Below are 17,119 nucleotides of genomic sequence, written 5' to 3' on the forward strand. Positions count from 1 at the left end.
AAATGATCCGTCCGACCGGTCGTCCCATGGTCTGGGCGATGTTGATTTCGCTCGCCGGATCGATCCTGTTCGTCTCATTGTACCTGTCGGATTTCATTGGCTCGATCGAAGACAAGCCCGACGGCTTTTTCGATACGCTGTCGCTGGTGACCTCGCGGATCGCGATGATTTTGGTCGTCTTTGTGGTCATCGTCATGTTCTACGAGGTGGTGTCGCGCTATGTCTTTTCGCGCCCGACCTTGTGGGCCAACGAATTGTCACTGTGGATCGCGGCCTTCGTCTTCCTGTTCGCCGGGCAATACGCCATGCAGCAACGCAGTCATATCCGCATCTACGTGATCTATGACATGATGCCCCGTTGGATGCAGAAAACCTCGGACGTGATCTCGGTCGTGCTGATCCTGGGCTTTGCCTTTGCGCTGGTCTGGGGCGGCTATCTGGACGCCAAGACCCGCATGTTGCGCATGGAGACGTTCGGCACCGCATGGGATCCGCCCATTCCCGGCGTCGTTAAACCCGCCATCCTGATCATCATCGTTCTGGTGGCGATCCAGTCGCTGTCGAACCTGATCGCCGATTGGAACAAGGCGCCCGAACATCATTCGCCCCTGGATGATATCGACGAAGCGGAAATCGAGCATATCCGCCACACGTTGGAGGACAAGAAATAATGGTCGATATCGGCACACTCAGCCTTATCGTGCTGGCCGGCATGTTCATCCTGCTGGCCATCGGTATGCCCCTTGGCTTTGCCTCGGCCTTTCTGGCCGTGGTGACGCTCATCCTGAAATTCGATTTCGACATCCTGTTCAACACCTTCGGACGCGGGCCGTTCTCGGTTCTGGGTCAGGCGGTCTATCGGCAAATGACGAATTACGTCCTGATTTCGGTGCCTCTCTTCATATTCATGGCGACCTTGCTTGAACGCTCGGGCATCGCGCGCGACATGTATACGTCGTTGAACACCTGGCTCAGCCGCACGCGCGGCGGCATCGCCATCGTGACGTCGATCATGGCCGTCATCATGGCCGCCATGTCTGGCATCATTGGCGGCGAAGTGGTTCTGCTGGGCCTGATCGCCCTGCCGCAGATGCTGCGCCTTGGGTATAATCAGAACCTTGCCATCGGCACCATCTGCGCCTCCGGGTCGCTGGGAACGATGATTCCGCCGTCCATCGTGCTGATTTTCTATGGGCTGGTCACTGAAACGTCGATCAAGGCACTGTTCACCGCGTCCTTTCTGCCGGGGTTCATGCTGGCGTCGTTCTTCATCCTTTACATCGTGATCCGGACCAACCTGAACCCTTCCCTGGCCCCTCTTCCCGAAGAGGATCCGAACGATCCCAAGGGCAAGGAAAAGCTGCTGCGCTTTCTGGGTTTCCTGGCGCGGTTCTCGCTCTGGATCCTGGGCGTTCTGTTCCTGCGCGCGGTGTTCTTTACCGTCACCGGAGAAAACGCGGTGGTCGAAGGCACCGACCCGATCGTTCTGGGAATGGTGTCGGACATTCCCTATATCATCGGCGGCTTCCTGATCTCGCTGGCGGTCATGTTTCTGATGGTCGGCAAGGAACGCACCGCCGAAGGGTGGGAGATGGGCAAGGGCCTGATTGCCCCGACCGTCGTCATCGGCGTGGTTCTGGGCTCTATCTACATGGGCATCACCGGCATCACCGAAGCGGCCGGGATGGGCGTTGTCGCCGTGTTCGTGATCAGCGTCATCCGACGCGAAATGTCCTTTGATATCATCTGGGACAGCCTGATGCGCACGCTCAAGTCCACCGGGACGATCATCTGGGTGACGATTGGCGCGGCCTCGCTTGCGGCGGCCTATACGCTGGCAGGTGGTCCGACCTATGTGGCCAACATGATCATTGCCGCCGACCTGCCGACGATGGGGATCATCCTTGTGATGATGCTGATCTTCCTGGTGATGGGCATGTTCATGGACTGGGTCGGCATCGTTTTGCTGATCATGCCGGTGTTCCTGCCGATCGTTCTGAAACTGCCGGTGGAAGAGATCGGGTTGCTGGGCGAACTGGAACGGCGCCACGTGGCCATCTGGTTCGGCGTGGTGTTCTGTATGAACATGCAGGTCAGTTTCCTGTCGCCCCCCTTTGGCCCCGCGGCGTTCTACCTGAAGTCCGTGGCTCCGCCGCATATTTCGCTGACGGATATCTTCCGCGGGTTTCTGCCGTTCATCGCACTTCAGCTTTCGGCGCTGGCGGTGTTGTTGATCTGGCCGCCGATCGTGACCCTGTTCCTGAAGTAACAGGCGCAACATGCGTCGGGGCGGCCTCTTCTGCCCGCCCCGACACCCCAAAAATGCTCTTGGAGGGTTCCCCATGCTAACCCAGGACCAGATTGAACAGTTCAATCGCGACGGATATCTGGTGGTGCCGGACCTGCTGCCCGGTTACATCCTTGACGCGGTCAAGGCCGAGTATGCCGACCTGCTCGATACGCTCTATGATGGATGGCAGGCACAGGGGCTTTTGCCCGCTGCAGACAACATGGATTTCTGGGACAAGCTGCTGCTCAGCTATCGCGACGGGTGCGACTGGTTCCAGCCGATGGATATTTCCCTGCCCGGGGGTGAGATCGAACCCGATACCCCGTTCCACTTTGGCCCTGCCGTATTCGACATGCTGACCGCGCCCCGCTTGCTGGACGTGGTCGAGCAACTGATCGGGCCGGAAATCACATCCAACCCCATTCAGCACGTCCGCCTGAAACCTCCGTCCGATACATTGGCGAGCGATGAAACCCGCGCCCATATCACCGCCACGGACTGGCACCAGGATCAGGGCGTGACCCTGGACGAGGCGGACGAGACAAAGATGATCACCGTCTGGCTTGCGATCAGCGATGCAACGGTTGAGAACGGATGCCTTCAGGTGGTGCCGGGCAAGCCCCGAATGCTGCCTCATTGCCCCAGGACCCAACTTGGGATTGCGGATGGCTTTATCGATGAAACGCAGGCCATCCCGCTGCCGGTCAAGGCGGGCGGCGCAGTGATCTTTCACCCGCTTACGCCGCACGGGTCGCTGGTCAATCACTCCGGGCATTTTCGCTGGTCTTTCGACATTCGGTACAACGCGACGGGCCAGCCGACCGGTCGGTCCCATTTCCCGGAATTTGTCGCCCGGTCACGCGCCAACCCGGACAGCGTGCTTGCCGACTGGACCGTCTGGCGCGACACTTGGGTGAAAGCGCGCGCAATTCTGTCCGGCCAAGACCATATTCCCCTGCATCGCTGGGACCAAGGCAGCCCGATCTGCGCATGAGGCACTGAAATGAGAACCGTTCGATTGTCCGAGGCCGACAATGTCGTGACCGCCACAACCGCCCTACACATCGGCGACGAAGGCTGTGTCGATGCCATTCCGCGCGGCCACAAGATGGCGACCGAGGCCATCGCCAAGGGCCAGCCGGTCCGCAAATATGCGCAGCTGATCGGCTATGCCGCGCAGGACATCGCCAAGGGCGCGCATGTGCACACTCATAACCTCGAATTCCGCAACGTGGACACGGAATACGAATTTTCCACCAACCTGCGCCCGGCCACCCCGGCCACATCGCAAGACACGTTCATGGGGTACCGGCGCGCCTCGGGGCGCGTTGGTACGCGCAACTACATCGCCGTTCTGACCTCGGTCAACTGCTCGGCCACCGCCGCGCGGATGATCGCGGAGCATTTCACCGATGACAGGCTTGCCGCCTATCCCAATGTCGATGGCGTCGTCGCCTTTGTGCACGGCACCGGCTGCGCCATGGGCGGGGATGGTACCGGGTTCGAGGTTCTCCAGCGCACCCTCTGGGGGTACGCCCGCAACCCGAATGTGGGCGGCGTTCTGATGGCCGGTCTTGGCTGCGAGATGATGCAGATCGACTGGCTGATCGAGGCCTACGGCCTGACACCCGGCCCGCTGTTTCAGACCATGAACATCCAGGATGTCGGCGGGCTGCGCCGCACTATCGATCTGGGCATCAAAAAGATCGAGGCGATGCTGCCCCTGGTCAACCAGGCCCGGCGCGAGGAATGCCCGGCCTCGGACCTCATGGTTGCGCTGCAGTGCGGCGGATCGGACGCCTGGTCAGGGATCACCGCCAACCCGGCGGTAGGGTATGCCTGTGATCTTCTGGTCGCGCAGGGCGGAACCGGCGTTCTGGCCGAAACGCCCGAGATTTATGGCGCCGAACACCTGCTGACCGCCCGCGCCGCCACCCGCGAGGTGGGCGACAAGCTGATTGATCTGATCCACTGGTGGGAAGATTACACCGCCCGCAACAAGGGATCGATGGACAACAACCCCTCGCCCGGGAACAAGGCGGGCGGGTTGACCACCATCCTTGAAAAGTCGCTGGGCGCAGCGGCCAAGGGCGGCACGACCCCGCTGAACGGTGTCTATAAATACGCCGAACCGGTCACGGCCAGGGGGTTCACCTTCATGGACAGTCCCGGCTATGACCCGGCCAGCGTCACGGGACAGATCGCGTCGGGCTGCAACCTTGTGTGTTTCACCACGGGGCGCGGATCGGCCTTTGGGGCGAAACCCTCGCCGTCGATGAAGGTCGCGACCAACACCGAAATGTACACCCGCCTGAGCGACGACATGGACGTGAACGCCGGACGCATCCTGAGCGACGGCGCCAGCGTCGAAGAGGTCGGGCGCGAGATATACGATATGTGGCTGCGCATGGCCTCGGGCGAGCAATCGAAATCCGAACAGCAGGGGCTGGGCGATTACGAATTTGTCCCCTGGCAAATCGGCGCGGTGATGTAGTCGGCCCTGATGACACGACTGGAGCCTTGTGAATGACATCTCCCCTTCCCTTATGCGTGATAGGTGGCGGATCAATCGGAATGCGCCATGTCGAAGTCTCCCAGGCCTCCGGGCGCATTCACCTGACGGCCGTTGTCGAACCCGCGCCGCAGCGCCGTGCCGAACTGGTGGCGATGGGCCTCCCCGCCGTGGCCGATATCGATGCCGTGCCACGGGACACCCGCGCGTGCATCATCGCCACCCCGACCCAGGATCACCATGCCACCACCCTGCGCGCGCTCGAGCGGGGGTGGGCCGCAATCGTTGAAAAACCCACCGCCGCGACGCTGGATGAGGCCCGCGCGCTGGTCAGCGCGGCCAAGGACAAGGGCCTGCCCCTGTTCACCGGCCATCACAGGCGCTGCCATCCCTTCAGCCTTGCCGCCCGCCAGGAAATTTCCCAGCTGGGCGATCTGGTGGGGATTCAGGGCCTTTGGTCTGTCCGCAAGCATGACAGCTATTACGATGTCGACTGGCGCCGCCAGCCCGGTGCCGGTCCGCTGATGAGCAACCTCACCCATGAAATCGATCTTCTGCGCTTTCTCGTCGGCGAAATGACCGAGGTTTCGGCGCTAATTTCCTCCGCCCGGCGCGGGTTTGTCATCGAAGATACCGCCGCGCTGGCCTTTCGCTTTGACAACGGCGCCCTGGGGTCTTTCCTGATTTCGGATACCGGCGCCTCGCCCTGGAGCTTTGAGGCCGCCAGTTCCGAAAACCCTGCCATCGCCGCCTCTGGACAGGATTACATCCGCATCGTCGGCACGGCCGGCGCGCTTGAATTTCCGTCCCTGACCCGCTGGGGCCGCTCGGCCCCCGGCGAAATCGAATGGAGCACGCCGCTGTCCCGCGTGGCCGGGCCCGCGTTCGACCGGGTCGATCCGCTGCTGGAACAGGTCAATCGTTTTGCCCAGGTTGCAGGCGGCGGTTCGGACGATGTTCTGTGCACCGGCGCGGACGGCATTGCGGCCATGGAAATGACACTGGCCGCAGCTCTGTCAGGGCAAACCGGACGACCTGTCCTGGCGGGCGAGGTGCCCGGCGATTATCGCGGCGCATGAAAGGAAAAAAGATGAGCAAACCAACAATCGGCTTTATCGGACTGGGCCTGATGGGCCGGGCCATGGCGGAATGCCTGCAAAAGGCGGGGTATGCGGTGACCGGGCTGGGCCATCGTGATCGGACGGGCGTCGAGGCGGTTGTCGAGCGCGGCGGGAGCGAGGCCAAGACAGCCCGCGACCTGACCCGCGATTGCGACATCGTCATGATCTGCGTCGGCACCTCGGATCAGGTCGAAAGCCGCGTTTTTGGCGAAGACGGCGTTCTGGCAGCCGCCAAGGAAGGTCAGATCATCATTGATTTCGGCACCTCGCTGCCCGCCTCGACGCTGAAGGTCGGCGCGGCACTGGGTGACAAGGGCGCGATTTATCTGGATGCGCCGCTGGGGCGGACCCCTGCCCATGCCAAGGATGGGTTGCTCAACATCATGTGCGCGGGGGACCGCACCGCTTATGACCGGGTGAAACCTGTTCTGGATGTGCTGGGCGAAAACGTGTTTCATCTCGGAAAGCTGGGCAATGGGCACACCATCAAGCTGATCAACAACTATTTCGCCATGACCACCGCCTGCGCGATGGCCGAGGCCTTTGCCATGGCCGGGGCCGCCGGGATCGAACGCCAGGCCCTGTACAAGGTCATGGCGGCAGGCCCCAACCATTCGGGCATGATGGATTTCGTGCGCAACTTTGCCGTCGAGGGCCAGATCGATCTGGCCTTTTCGGTAGAAAACGCCGCCAAGGATGTCGGCTATTACCGGACGATGGCCGCCGATCTGGGCAAGGTCAGCCGCATGTCCGGTGCCGCCGATGCGACCCTGCGCGAAGTTCGCGATGACGGTCAGGGCGATTTGATGGTGCCCGAACTGGTTACTTGGATGGAAGAACACCTTGGGAGTGAACAGAAATGAGAGTGAAGGGTAAACGGGCCTTCGTGACCGCAGCCGGACAAGGGATCGGGCGGGCCTCGGCCGAGGCTTTGACCCGCGAAGGTGCGCATGTGATTGCCACCGATCTTAACGGTGACTTGCTGGCCGGGATCGACACCGCCGAAAGTTTCGCGCTGGATGTGCTGGACAAGGACGCGCTGACCAAGGCGGTTCATGATGCGGCACCTGACATCCTGGTGAACTGTGCCGGGTTCGTGCACGCGGGAACGATTCAGGACGCCAGCGACGAAGATTTCGACTTTGCCATGAACCTGAACGTCAGATCCCAGTTCCACGCCATTCAGGCAGCGCTGCCCGGCATGCTGGACCGCGGCGCCGGGGCGATCGTCAACATCGCCTCGGTCGCATCATCGCTGATCGGCGTGCCCAACCGGTTTGTCTATGGCACCTCCAAGGCGGCGGTGATCGGGCTGACAAAATCGGTTGCGCGCGATTTCGTCACCACCGGTGTTCGCTGCAACTGTATCGCGCCCGGCACGGTGGACAGCCCATCGCTGCACGACCGTCTGCACGCAACGGGAGACTACGAACAGGCGATGAAGGACTTTGTTGCCCGCCAACCGATGGGCCGGCTGGGAACGGCCCAGGAAATGGCCGACCTCGTGGTATATCTGGCCAGCGACGAAAGCCGCTATATGACCGGACAGTGTGTCACCATCGACGGCGGGATGACGTTGTAACCGATGGGAAGCGGTGTTCTTCCCCGCGAGGACAGAACCGCCGCCGGCGTCATGCTGATGGCGCTGGCGGTCGTCTTTTTCACCTGTATCGACACCTCGGCCAAATGGCTCAACATTGCCGAGTTTCCGGTCCTTCAGATCGTCTTTGCCCGCTATGCCGGGCATTTCATCTACGCACTTGTGCTTTATGTCCCGCAAGAGGGGCTTGCCACGTTCCGCTCCAACGCGCCGGTCAAACAGCTCATGCGCTCATCCTTTCTGTTCATCGGCACGATATTCAACTTTCAGGCGCTCAAGTTCCTGCCGATCACAATCACCACAACCATTGCCTTTGCCGGGCCGATCGTCGTGACCCTGCTGGCCATTCCCCTGCTGGGTGAAAAGGTCGGGCTGCGCCGCTTGTTGGCCGTCTGCACCGGGTTTCTGGGCGTGGTGGTCGTGGTGCAACCCTGGGGGGCCGAATTTCATCCGGCCATGTTCTACAGCTTGGCCACCCTGCTCTTTGCATCGATGTATTTCATCATGACCCGGATGCTGGCCGGGATCGAAAGCAACGCGACGCAACAGGTCTGGTCCAGTGCCCTTGCGACGATGGTTCTGGCGCCGTTTGCGTTCAACGTCTGGGTGATGCCGGAAACGGCCACGCAATGGGCCGTTCTGATGCTGATCGGGGCCTTTGGCGCGCTAGGGCATATCTGTGCGACGACCGCCCACCGCTGGGCCGATGCCTCCATCCTGGCGCCGATCATCTACAGCCAGATTTTCCTGGCGGCGGTGGCCGGTATCCTGATCTTTTCGACTTACCCGACAATCTGGACGCTGGGGGGCGGCATGATCATCATCGCGTCGGGCCTCTACATCTGGAACCGCGAACGTGGACTGCGGCGCCGCGCTCCGAATTTCGTTCGCTAGCCACAGGAGCCGGTCATGAGCAAGATCACATCAATTCAAGTCGAAGCCTTCAAGCTTCCGTTAAAGGAAGTACTCGTCGATGCGATGCACGGAGATCACACGCATTTCGAACTGATCACGGTGCAAATTCTGACGGCGTCGGGCGTCACCGGAACAGGGTACACCTATACAGGCGGCAAGGGTGGCCAGGCAATCAAGGCCATGCTTGAAACCGATCTCGTGCCCTTTCTGATCGGAAAGGACGCCAGCGAAATCAAAACTCTTTACGAAGCAATGTTCTGGCACGTGCATTACGTGGGCCGCGGCGGCATTGCGTCTTTTGCCATTTCAGCGCTCGATATCGGACTATGGGACATTCGGTGCCGCACGATGGGTCTCCCACTTTGGAAAGTGGTGGGCGGGGCCTCGGATCAATGCCGCGCCTACCGTGGGGGCATTGATCTGGGCTATTCGCTGCCCAGGCTGCTTGAAAGCATCCAGGGCTACCTGAGCGAAGGGTTCAACGGGGTCAAGATCAAGGTCGGCCACAGCGACCTGAACACCGATTTCGAACGTGCCCGTGCCGTCCGTGATCTGATCGGACCGGACGTCGCCTTTATGGTGGACGCCAACTATGCTCTGAACATCGAGAGAGCCACAGAGGCGGCACGCGGTTTTCAGGAGTTCGACATTTTATGGTTTGAAGAGCCCACCAACCCGGACGACTATCTGGGATATGGACAGATCGCACGCGAGACCGGCTGCCCCTTGGCAATGGGCGAGAACCTTCACACGATTTACGAGTTTCAGCACGCTTTTCGGGATGCCAACCTGTCGTTCATACAGCCGGATTCATCCAATTGCGGCGGCATCAGCGGATGGCTCCAGGTCGCGAAACTGTCACGGGATCATGATATTCCAGTCTGCAGCCACGGCATGCAGGAATTGCACGTCAGCCTTGTTTCAGCGCAGCCCAATGCCGGTTGGCTTGAGGTCCACAGCTTTCCGATCGACGACTATACCCACCGTCCACTGGTGATCCGGGACCACATGGCCGTGGCACCCGCGACGCCGGGCACCGGGGTTGAATTTGACTGGGACAAAATTCGCCAGTCCTGCCTGTAGTCGGCCTGTGCGTTAACCGCGCCCGATAAAGGGCATGTTGGTTGCCATCACGGTCATGAACTGCACATTCGCGCCCAGCGGCAGGGACGCCATATGCAAAACCGAACTGGCCACGTGTTTGACGTCCATCACCGGTTCTATTGCTATTGATCCGTCGGCCTGTGGCATGCCGGTTGTCATCGACTGGGCCATGTCTGTCAGCGCGTTGCCGATGTCGATCTGCCCGCAGGCAATGTTGAACGGCCGCCCGTCCAGCGACGTGGTCCGGGTCAGGCCGGTGATCGCGTGTTTTGACACGGTATAGGCCACCGACCCCCAGCGCGGCACATAGGCCGAAACCGACCCGTTGTTGATGATCCGTCCGCCTTGCGGGTTCTGATGGCGCATCACGTGAAACGCAGCGCGCGCGCAGATGAAGCTGCCCGTCACGTTGATGTCGATCAGGTTGCGCCACTGGCCGACGTCAACCTCGTCAACGGGCGCGCCCTTCATGCTGACACCCGCGTTGTTGAACAGGGCATCCACGCGCCCCCAGGTATCGCGCGCCTTGGCAAATGCGGCATCGACCTGCGCCTCGTCAGTCACGTCACACGGCAGGATCAGAGCATCACCGTGCCCATCGGCGGTTTCCTCGAGCGTCTCGGCCCGGCGCCCGATCAGGCCGACGGTCCACCCCGCCTCAAGAAAGGCATGGGCAGTCGCGCGCCCCACGCCGCTCCCGGCGCCAGTGATGATAATGCTGTTCATCCGTCTTTCTCCCGAATTCAGGCGTCGCTCCGCTCGCCCACAGGGCGCTGTCAGATGGCAGGCGACCGTTTCCTAGTGGTTGTCGCGCGGCAGGTCCTTGCCTACCTTCTGATAGGCTGTCGCCAGTTCCAGACATCCACCATCTGCCAACTGGCCCACGTGCTTGCGATAGATTTCTTGCCAAGGCGTCTGGCTGACGATTTCCGGCGGTGTCCAGGCGGCTTTTCGGGCCTCCCATTCCGCGTCCGGGACCAGCGCATTGATGACAGAGCTGTTCAAATCCAACCGCACCGTGTCGCCGGTTTTGAGATAGGCCAATCCGCCGCCCACGACGCTTTCGGGCGAGGCGTTGAGGATCGAGGGGCTTTCGGATGTGCCGGACTGACGCCCATCGCCAACGGTGGGCAGATGGTTGACCCCCTGCCGGATCACGGCGTCGGGCGGCTGCATGTTCACCACCTCGGCCGAGCCGGGATAGCCGACACAGCCAACACCGCGGATGAACAGAATGGTCTTGGCGTCGATCTCAAGGCTGGGGTCATTGATGCGGTCGTGGTAGTCCTCGGGACCCTCGAAGACCACGGCGCGCGCTTCGTAGACGCCCTCGTTGCCGGGTTCCGACAGGAACCGCTCCTGAAAGTCCTTGGAGATCACGCTGGTTTTCATCAGGGCGCTGTCAAACAGGTTGCCCGACAGAACCTTGAACCCTGCGTTCTTGCGCATCGGGTCATCATAGGTGGTGATGACCTTGAGATCTTCGCTTTCGACGCCGTTCAGGTTTTCGCCCATGGTTTTGCCGGTGGCGGTCATGACGCCCTCGTGCAGGCGGCCCGCCTTTTGCAGCTCGCCCATCACAGCCGGAACGCCGCCCGCGCGGAAAAAGCTTTCGCCCAGGTATTCGCCCGCTGGCTGCATGTTCACCATCAGCGGCACGTCAAAGCCAATAGTTTCCCAGTCCTTGACGTTCAGATCGACGCCGATGTGGCGCGCGATGGCCTGAAGATGCGGCGGTGCGTTGGTTGATCCTCCGATCGCACTGTTGACGACGATCGCGTTTTCGAACGCCTCGCGCGTCAGGATGTCTGATGGTTTCAGGTCATCATAAACCATCCCGACAATCCGCTTGCCGGTTTCATAGGCCATCGTCATGCGTTCGCGGAACGGGGCCGGGATCGCCGAGTTCCCGGTCAGCGACATGCCCAGCGCCTCGGCCATGGCGTTCATCGTGCTCGCGGTGCCCATGGTGTTGCAATGGCCCAAGCTGGGGGCCGAGGAACAGACACGGCTCATGAATTCGTCATAATCGATTTCGCCCGAGGCCAAGAGGCGGCGGCTTTGCCAGACGATCATGCCCGAACCTGCGCGTTCGCCCTTCCACCAGCCGTCCAGCATGGGACCGCCGTTCAGCGCAATGGCAGGCAGGTCGACAGTCGCCGCGCCCATCAGCATGGCCGGGGTCGTCTTGTCACAGCCCGTGGTCAAAACGACCCCGTCGATCGGATAGCCGTGCAACACCTCGACAAGGCTGAGATAGGCAAGGTTGCGATCCAGCGCCGCGGTCGGCCGCTTGCCGGTTTCCTGGATCGGGTGGACCGGGAATTCCATCGGAATGCCGCCCGCCTCGCGAATGCCGGCCTTGATCCGGTCCATCAGGAACACGTGGATCTTGTTGCAGGGGGCGATGTCGCTGCCGGTCTGGGCGATCCCGATCACCGGGCGTTCGGATTGCAATTCCTCACGCGAATATTCCTGGTTCTGATACCGCTCGACATAGAGGGCAGTCATGCCAGGATTGTTGGGATTGTCGAACCACTCTTGCGAGCGGAAACGCTTGTTGGCCCGGGTATCCGACATCTTTATCCTCCCTGAGATCTTATTGGCGCAGCAGCACGAACACGACGCCCCTTGTGACACCATTTCAATTTGGTATACCAAATGCAAGGGCAAAGAGCGCCCGGTCTGGGAGGACTGTTCATGATCAATCGTAAGCTTCTGGCAGGGCTCGCTTTTGCGACCGCCCCCCTTGCGATACCGTGTTGGGCCGGGGTTGATCTGGCTACGGCCGATGCTTGCATCGTACAAAGCACCGAGTCGGGCCAAAACCCGGCCGCCTGCATTGATGACGCCCATGCCGCGTGTCAAAGTGCCCCGTCCGACACGCCCGCTGTCGCCACTCTGTGCTATGTCGAAGCCAAGACCGCGTGGACCCAAGGCATCAAAACGGTGATGGCCGACGTGACAGCCAAGGCGCCTGAAACCATTGCCACCATCGCGAGGATCGAGGTCAAATACGACATCCTTGCCAACCTGGTGCAATGCGACCGTATCGAGGAACTGGCGCTGGCCGCCAGCGGCGCCCCCGAACAGGATATCGTGCTTCAGAAATCGCGCTGTACCGCTGCCGCGTCGGGCCTTGCTTATGTGCGGCTGAAGTGGCGCGCCGGTCAGCTGCCATGACACCGCGCCGGGCCTTTTGGCGCGGGTATGTCGATTGCGCCCCCTTCATCCTGATCGTCGCCCCCTATTCCGCGCTGTTCGGCGTCGTGGCGCGCGATGCCGGTCTGGACGTTGTGCAGACCATGTCGATGTCGGTACTGGTCATCGCCGGGGCCTCGCAATTCACGGCCCTTGCGCTGTTGCAGGATCAGGCACCGGTGTTCATCGCCCTGTTCACCGCGCTGGCCGTGAACCTGCGCATGGCGATGTATTCCGCCGCGCTGGTGCCGCATGTGGGCCACGCCCGGTTCGGCCTGCGCGCGCTGATGGCCTATCTGATGGTCGATCAGGCCTTTGCCGTGGCCGTGCGCACCTATGAGGACCGCCCCGATATGTCCCCGGCGGCCAAGGTCGCCTATTACTTTGGCTGCATGGCGCTGATTTGTCCGTTCTGGTACGGGTTTACCTTTGTCGGGGCCGTGGTGGGCCAGACCATTCCGGCGTCCTTCTCTCTCGATTTCGCGGTGCCGGTCTGTTTCATCGCGCTGACCGCGCCGCTGATCAGATCCGCCGCGCATATGGCGGCGGCGCTGGTGTCGCTGGTCGCGGCGATTGCCTTTGCCTGGGTGCCCTGGTCGCTGGGGCTGATCATCGCCGCCCTTCTGGGCATCGTGGCCGGGGCGCAGAGTGAACTTTTCCTCGCCCGCCGCGCGCAAAGGGCAGCGTCATGATTTCGGATACGACATTCTGGGTCCTGACCGTGTTGCTGGGGATCGGGACCTTTGCGATCCGGTTTTCCTTTCTCGGTTTGCTTGGGGGGCGTGAACTGCCCGACTGGGCCGTCCTGCATCTGAAATACGTGGGCGTTGCCGTGTTCCCCGCGCTGATCGCGCCGCTGTTGCTGTGGCCCGATGCGACGGGCGGGCAGACCGACCCGATCCGCCTGTTCGCGGCTGGCGCGGCCTTTGTCGCCGGTCTGCGCCTGTCGGTGATCTGGGCCATCGTCGCGGGCATGGGAACGCTTTATGCCCTGCAATACCTGTTCACCTTAGTCTGACCTTTGGGAGACCCGATATGATCAAAGAACCCCCGGTGCTAACACTGCGCACCACTTTTCCCCGCCCCACCGCCAATCAGATCGCGGCCTTTACCGATGTGCCGACCGGCTTTGTCTGTGACGCGATGGGCGGACAAGGCGCACTGGACAGCGCGATCCAACCCATCGGTGGCGGGCGTGATATCGACTGTCGTGCCGTGGGTCCTGCCCTTGTCGCCGACAATGGCCCGGCCGAAATCCTCGCGACCATGGGCGCGCTGCATGTCCTGCGACCGGGTGACATCGTCGTGGCCGCCGTGCACGGGCATCGCAATTGTTCGGCCTCGGGCGATCAGTTCTGCGGCATGCTGAAAAACAAGGGCGCCGCCGGGTTCGTTACCGATGGGGAAATGCGCGACTATGACGGCATCGTCGCGGTCGGCCTGCCCGCCTGGTGCACGGGTCTCAACCCCAACTCCCCCTATTCCAACGGTCCGGCCAGGGTGGGGTTCGATGCGGTTGTCGGTGGCCGCCAGATCAACAGCGGCGATCTGATCGTGGCGGACCGCAACGGCGTGGTCGTGGTGCCATTTGACGACATCGACAGAGTGATTGCCCGGTTGGAGGAGGTGAAGACGCTCGAAGGCGACCTGGAGGCCAAAGTCGCCAAAGGCTTCTGCGAGGTGGCCGCCATTCAGGACATGATCGACGATGGCCGCGCCGTGGTGATCGAGGACTAGCCCTTGGAAAAGGCGCTTTTGGCGCCTGCGCTTTCCTGTGTTCGAAAGATCGACCCGGTGTCGGGCGCGGGCGGCAGCGGCATGCGCACCGGCACGTTTTCAAGACGCGGTTCCAGACAGGGCGCGCCGGTGATGACGCGCTCTTGCAGGTCCTCCCAGAACCCGCGCTGACCCAGCGCATGGATATAGGACGACGCGCCAAGGATCGGCCAGGCATCCGCCGCCGCGCATTCGTAAAACAGGATCAGGCGGTTGCGGTCGCTCAGGTTCGGGGCCGATCCGTGCAGGATGCGGACGTGGTGTACGGTCATGCTGCCGGCCTTGCCGGTCAGCGTCACGGCCTTGTCCGGTTCGAACAGCGGATCGTCCGGATCGATGGCCCCCGCGAAAAAGCCGTTGGCCTGATGGCTCAGAACCGGCCCCTTGTGGGTCCCGGGGATGACCATCAGGGGGCCGTTTTGCGCATCCACTTCCTCGAGCATCAGGCCAAACGCCAAGAGGCTGTCGTTCGTGGCCGGATAAAACGCCCAGTCCTGATGCCATTCCACCGCGCGTCCGCCCCCCGGTGCCTTGGTGTTGAGCTTGGATGTGATCAGGTTCGTATCCGGCCCCAGCAACCCGGTCAGCACCTCGGTCATTTTGGACTCTCTGAGAACCTCCCAGAAATACGGGTTCCGTTTATGGGGCAGCTTGATCCGCGTCAGGCGCGGCGCCGCGGCGCTGTGACCGGCATCAAGGTCATAGACCTCGTCGCTTTCGCTCACCTGCCGCGATGCATCGATCAGCCCATAGGTAATGTCGCGCAGGCGCGCCAGTTGCTCGGGCGTCACGGCATCCTCGATCATGAGATAGCCGTGTTCGTCGAAAAACCGCTTTTGTGCCGCGCTCAGCATGGCCGCCCCCTTATTTAGCGCCTTTCCTGACTTCTTCTTCCATGTCCATGCCGTTCAACCGGGCCACATGATCGGTGAGCGAGGGGACATAATCATCCGCATGGCCGGTTGCCTCGACATGCGCGAAATAGTGCCGCGCCGAGGCGGCCATGATATTCACCACACCGGCATCTGCGGCCATCGCGTTGACGTATTTCAAATCCTTGTTCGCATTGGCGATCGAGAATTTATGCACATCCAGTTCCCGGCCCACCGCATAGCGCATGAAGGTTTCAAAGAACCCGTTGCTCAGCCGGCTGGAGCCGATCACCTGGTTGAACTGCTGCGGCGTGATCCCCGCCGCCGCGCCAAGGTTGACCGCCTCGGCAAAAAGCGAGGCATAGCCCATCGAGATGAAGTTCATCAAAAGCTTCATCTTGTGGCCGTTCCCGGTGGGGCCCACGTGGTTGATGTTGCCCGCCCAGCATTCGATCACCGGCATCACCTTGGCCACGATGGCATCGTCCCCGCCCACCATGGAATCGAGCGTGCCCTCTTCGGCCTCTTTCGGGGTGCGCCCCAATGGCGCGTCAACCAGATGTCCCCCCTTGGCGGCCAGGTCCTCGGCCAGGGCAAGGGTCGATGTGGGGTCGGCCGTTGTCGTGTCGATCACGATCAAACCGTCCCGCGCGCCTGCCAGGATGCCGTCGGGCGCGCGAAAGATCGCTTCGACCTGTGGGGAATTGGACAGGCAGATGTGGATGATATCGCAGGTTTCGGCCATGGCCTTGGCGGTCGGGGCCTCTTGTGCGCCCATTCCCACCAGGCTGTCGACCGGCGTGCGGTTGCGGTGCCCTTTGACCCACAACGGATAACCGCCTTGCAGGATGTTCTTGGCCATACCGTGGCCCATGAAACCGACACCGATAAACCCTACGACTGGTTTGTCGCCCATAACCGTTCTCCCTCAGAGACTTGCTGAAATACCGCCATCCACAAAAAGCGTATGACCGTTCACGAAACTCGACGCATTCGAGGCCAGAAAGACGCAGGCGCCCACCAGTTCCTCGATCTGGCCCCAGCGCCCGGCCGGAGTGCGTTTTTCCAACCATGCGGAAAATTCCAGGTCGCTGACCAGTGCGGCGTTCAGCGGCGTATCGAAATAGCCCGGCGCAATGGCGTTGCAGTTCAACCCGTGTTTGGCCCAGTCGGTCGCCATGCCCTTGGTCAGGTTGCCGATGGCCCCCTTGGACGCGGTATAGGGCGCAATCCCTGGGCGGGCCAAAGCGGTCTGAACGCTGGCTATGTTGATGATCTTGCCCGCACCGCGCCCGATCATATGGCGCGCGACCGCCTGCCCGACATAGAAGGCCGAATAGACATTGGTGCGCATCAGCCGATCAAACGCGTCGGCCGGGAAATCCTCAAGCGGGGCACGATGCTGCATGCCCGCGTTATTGACCAGAATGTCGATGGGACCATTCTGTGTCTCGTATCCGTCAATCGCGGCTTTGACCGCTTTGTCATCTGTCACGTCAAATACCAGGGTTTCGACATCGAACCCCTCGGCGCGCAGCGTATCCGCCGCCTCGGCCAGCCGATCCCGGTTGCGCGCGTTCAGAACCAGCCTGGCCCCTGCCTGCCCCAGCCCGCGCGCAAGGCCAAACCCGATACCCATGGATGAACCGGTCACCAATGCGGTGCGGCCGGCCAGATTGAATGATTGCATATCACCTCCCAGAACGCGGGTGTCAGAGTTGACAACGC

At 61.6% G+C, this 17,119-nt stretch carries 18 protein-coding genes; 13 read left to right on the forward strand and 5 right to left on the reverse strand.

What is annotated here, in order from left to right:
- The first annotated feature begins 2 nt into the window (after positions 1–2).
- From ACXYMO_RS05070 to ACXYMO_RS05110, 9 genes are all read left to right on the forward strand, one after another.
- Positions 3–671, forward strand: coding sequence for a TRAP transporter small permease subunit (locus tag ACXYMO_RS05070; RefSeq protein WP_458877567.1), 669 nt, complete (start codon positions 3–5; stop codon positions 669–671).
- Entirely contained in the window at positions 671–2,269 is a 1,599-nt protein-coding gene (locus ACXYMO_RS05075; protein ID WP_458877568.1) for a TRAP transporter large permease, read from the forward strand. Before ACXYMO_RS05070 ends, ACXYMO_RS05075 begins: the two co-directional genes overlap by 1 nt.
- A 73-nt stretch (positions 2,270–2,342) precedes the next feature.
- Entirely contained in the window at positions 2,343–3,284 is a 942-nt protein-coding gene (locus ACXYMO_RS05080) for a phytanoyl-CoA dioxygenase family protein (protein WP_458877569.1), read from the forward strand.
- Positions 3,285–3,293: 9 nt separating this feature from the next.
- The gene (locus ACXYMO_RS05085; protein ID WP_458877570.1) at positions 3,294–4,784 is read left to right on the forward strand and encodes a UxaA family hydrolase; all 1,491 of its coding nucleotides are present in this window, start codon (positions 3,294–3,296) and stop codon (positions 4,782–4,784) included.
- 32 nt (positions 4,785–4,816) lie between these two features.
- The gene (locus ACXYMO_RS05090; protein ID WP_458877571.1) at positions 4,817–5,881 is read left to right on the forward strand and encodes a Gfo/Idh/MocA family protein; all 1,065 of its coding nucleotides are present in this window, start codon (positions 4,817–4,819) and stop codon (positions 5,879–5,881) included.
- An 11-nt stretch (positions 5,882–5,892) separates the two neighbouring features.
- The gene (locus ACXYMO_RS05095; RefSeq protein ID WP_458877572.1) at positions 5,893–6,786 is read left to right on the forward strand and encodes an NAD(P)-dependent oxidoreductase; all 894 of its coding nucleotides are present in this window, start codon (positions 5,893–5,895) and stop codon (positions 6,784–6,786) included.
- Positions 6,783–7,505 carry an SDR family oxidoreductase gene (locus ACXYMO_RS05100; protein ID WP_458877573.1) on the forward strand — a complete coding sequence of 241 codons (723 nt, stop codon included), beginning with the start codon at positions 6,783–6,785 and terminating at the stop codon, positions 7,503–7,505. Before ACXYMO_RS05095 ends, ACXYMO_RS05100 begins: the two co-directional genes overlap by 4 nt.
- Before the next feature lie 3 nt (positions 7,506–7,508).
- Positions 7,509–8,417, forward strand: coding sequence for a DMT family transporter (locus ACXYMO_RS05105; protein WP_458877574.1), 909 nt, complete (start codon positions 7,509–7,511; stop codon positions 8,415–8,417).
- Positions 8,418–8,432: 15 nt separating this feature from the next.
- A complete protein-coding gene (locus tag ACXYMO_RS05110; protein ID WP_458877576.1) occupies positions 8,433–9,521 on the forward strand; it encodes a mandelate racemase/muconate lactonizing enzyme family protein in 1,089 nt (362 codons plus the stop codon).
- Positions 9,522–9,533: 12 nt separating this feature from the next.
- Here the strand turns inward: ACXYMO_RS05110 and ACXYMO_RS05115 are convergent, their stop codons facing one another.
- The gene (locus tag ACXYMO_RS05115) at positions 9,534–10,268 is read right to left on the reverse strand and encodes an SDR family oxidoreductase (RefSeq protein ID WP_458877577.1); all 735 of its coding nucleotides are present in this window, start codon (positions 10,266–10,268) and stop codon (positions 9,534–9,536) included.
- A 72-nt stretch (positions 10,269–10,340) separates the two neighbouring features.
- Positions 10,341–12,122: an IlvD/Edd family dehydratase gene (locus ACXYMO_RS05120; RefSeq protein ID WP_458877578.1), complete on the reverse strand. Its 1,782-nt coding sequence runs from the start codon at positions 12,120–12,122 to the stop codon at positions 10,341–10,343.
- 120 nt (positions 12,123–12,242) lie between these two features.
- Here ACXYMO_RS05120 and ACXYMO_RS05125 point away from each other — a divergent pair, with 120 nt between their 5' ends.
- From ACXYMO_RS05125 to ACXYMO_RS05140, 4 genes are read left to right on the forward strand one after another with little or no spacing between them, the layout of a single operon-like run.
- On the forward strand, positions 12,243–12,725 hold the full coding sequence (locus tag ACXYMO_RS05125; RefSeq protein WP_458877579.1) for a hypothetical protein: 483 nt from the start codon (positions 12,243–12,245) through the stop codon (positions 12,723–12,725).
- Positions 12,722–13,435, forward strand: a complete 714-nt coding sequence (locus tag ACXYMO_RS05130) for an AzlC family ABC transporter permease (RefSeq protein ID WP_458877580.1) — start codon at positions 12,722–12,724, stop codon at positions 13,433–13,435. The genes ACXYMO_RS05125 and ACXYMO_RS05130 overlap by 4 nt, the downstream gene beginning before the upstream one ends.
- Positions 13,432–13,761 carry an AzlD domain-containing protein gene (locus ACXYMO_RS05135; RefSeq protein ID WP_458877581.1) on the forward strand — a complete coding sequence of 110 codons (330 nt, stop codon included), beginning with the start codon at positions 13,432–13,434 and terminating at the stop codon, positions 13,759–13,761. Before ACXYMO_RS05130 ends, ACXYMO_RS05135 begins: the two co-directional genes overlap by 4 nt.
- Before the next feature lie 17 nt (positions 13,762–13,778).
- A complete protein-coding gene (locus ACXYMO_RS05140) occupies positions 13,779–14,480 on the forward strand; it encodes an RraA family protein (protein WP_458877582.1) in 702 nt (233 codons plus the stop codon).
- Here the strand turns inward: ACXYMO_RS05140 and ACXYMO_RS05145 are convergent.
- Genes ACXYMO_RS05145 through ACXYMO_RS05155 form a run of 3 tightly spaced genes read right to left on the reverse strand, consistent with a single transcriptional unit; the run spans position 14,477 to position 17,081 of the window.
- Positions 14,477–15,373, reverse strand: a complete 897-nt coding sequence (locus tag ACXYMO_RS05145; RefSeq protein ID WP_458877583.1) for a phytanoyl-CoA dioxygenase family protein — start codon at positions 15,371–15,373, stop codon at positions 14,477–14,479. The two genes, ACXYMO_RS05140 and ACXYMO_RS05145, sit on opposite strands and share 4 nt — an antisense overlap.
- A 10-nt stretch (positions 15,374–15,383) precedes the next feature.
- On the reverse strand, positions 15,384–16,307 hold the full coding sequence (locus ACXYMO_RS05150; RefSeq protein WP_458877584.1) for an NAD(P)-dependent oxidoreductase: 924 nt from the start codon (positions 16,305–16,307) through the stop codon (positions 15,384–15,386).
- A 12-nt stretch (positions 16,308–16,319) separates the two neighbouring features.
- The gene (locus ACXYMO_RS05155; RefSeq protein ID WP_458877585.1) at positions 16,320–17,081 is read right to left on the reverse strand and encodes an SDR family oxidoreductase; all 762 of its coding nucleotides are present in this window, start codon (positions 17,079–17,081) and stop codon (positions 16,320–16,322) included.
- Positions 17,082–17,119: the final 38 nt, after the last annotated feature.

This window comes from Arenibacterium sp. CAU 1754 (assembly GCF_054482635.1).

Coding starts and splice junctions, on each gene's coding strand:
- ACXYMO_RS05070 (WP_458877567.1), top strand. CDS start 3: ATGATCCGTCCGACCGGTCGTCCCATGGTCTGGGCGATGTTGATTTCG.
- ACXYMO_RS05075 (WP_458877568.1), top strand. CDS start 671: ATGGTCGATATCGGCACACTCAGCCTTATCGTGCTGGCCGGCATGTTC.
- ACXYMO_RS05080 (WP_458877569.1), top strand. CDS start 2,343: ATGCTAACCCAGGACCAGATTGAACAGTTCAATCGCGACGGATATCTG.
- ACXYMO_RS05085 (WP_458877570.1), top strand. CDS start 3,294: ATGAGAACCGTTCGATTGTCCGAGGCCGACAATGTCGTGACCGCCACA.
- ACXYMO_RS05090 (WP_458877571.1), top strand. CDS start 4,817: ATGACATCTCCCCTTCCCTTATGCGTGATAGGTGGCGGATCAATCGGA.
- ACXYMO_RS05095 (WP_458877572.1), top strand. CDS start 5,893: ATGAGCAAACCAACAATCGGCTTTATCGGACTGGGCCTGATGGGCCGG.
- ACXYMO_RS05100 (WP_458877573.1), top strand. CDS start 6,783: ATGAGAGTGAAGGGTAAACGGGCCTTCGTGACCGCAGCCGGACAAGGG.
- ACXYMO_RS05105 (WP_458877574.1), top strand. CDS start 7,509: ATGGGAAGCGGTGTTCTTCCCCGCGAGGACAGAACCGCCGCCGGCGTC.
- ACXYMO_RS05110 (WP_458877576.1), top strand. CDS start 8,433: ATGAGCAAGATCACATCAATTCAAGTCGAAGCCTTCAAGCTTCCGTTA.
- ACXYMO_RS05115 (WP_458877577.1), bottom strand. CDS start 10,268: ATGAACAGCATTATCATCACTGGCGCCGGGAGCGGCGTGGGGCGCGCG.
- ACXYMO_RS05120 (WP_458877578.1), bottom strand. CDS start 12,122: ATGTCGGATACCCGGGCCAACAAGCGTTTCCGCTCGCAAGAGTGGTTC.
- ACXYMO_RS05125 (WP_458877579.1), top strand. CDS start 12,243: ATGATCAATCGTAAGCTTCTGGCAGGGCTCGCTTTTGCGACCGCCCCC.
- ACXYMO_RS05130 (WP_458877580.1), top strand. CDS start 12,722: ATGACACCGCGCCGGGCCTTTTGGCGCGGGTATGTCGATTGCGCCCCC.
- ACXYMO_RS05135 (WP_458877581.1), top strand. CDS start 13,432: ATGATTTCGGATACGACATTCTGGGTCCTGACCGTGTTGCTGGGGATC.
- ACXYMO_RS05140 (WP_458877582.1), top strand. CDS start 13,779: ATGATCAAAGAACCCCCGGTGCTAACACTGCGCACCACTTTTCCCCGC.
- ACXYMO_RS05145 (WP_458877583.1), bottom strand. CDS start 15,373: ATGCTGAGCGCGGCACAAAAGCGGTTTTTCGACGAACACGGCTATCTC.
- ACXYMO_RS05150 (WP_458877584.1), bottom strand. CDS start 16,307: ATGGGCGACAAACCAGTCGTAGGGTTTATCGGTGTCGGTTTCATGGGC.
- ACXYMO_RS05155 (WP_458877585.1), bottom strand. CDS start 17,081: ATGCAATCATTCAATCTGGCCGGCCGCACCGCATTGGTGACCGGTTCA.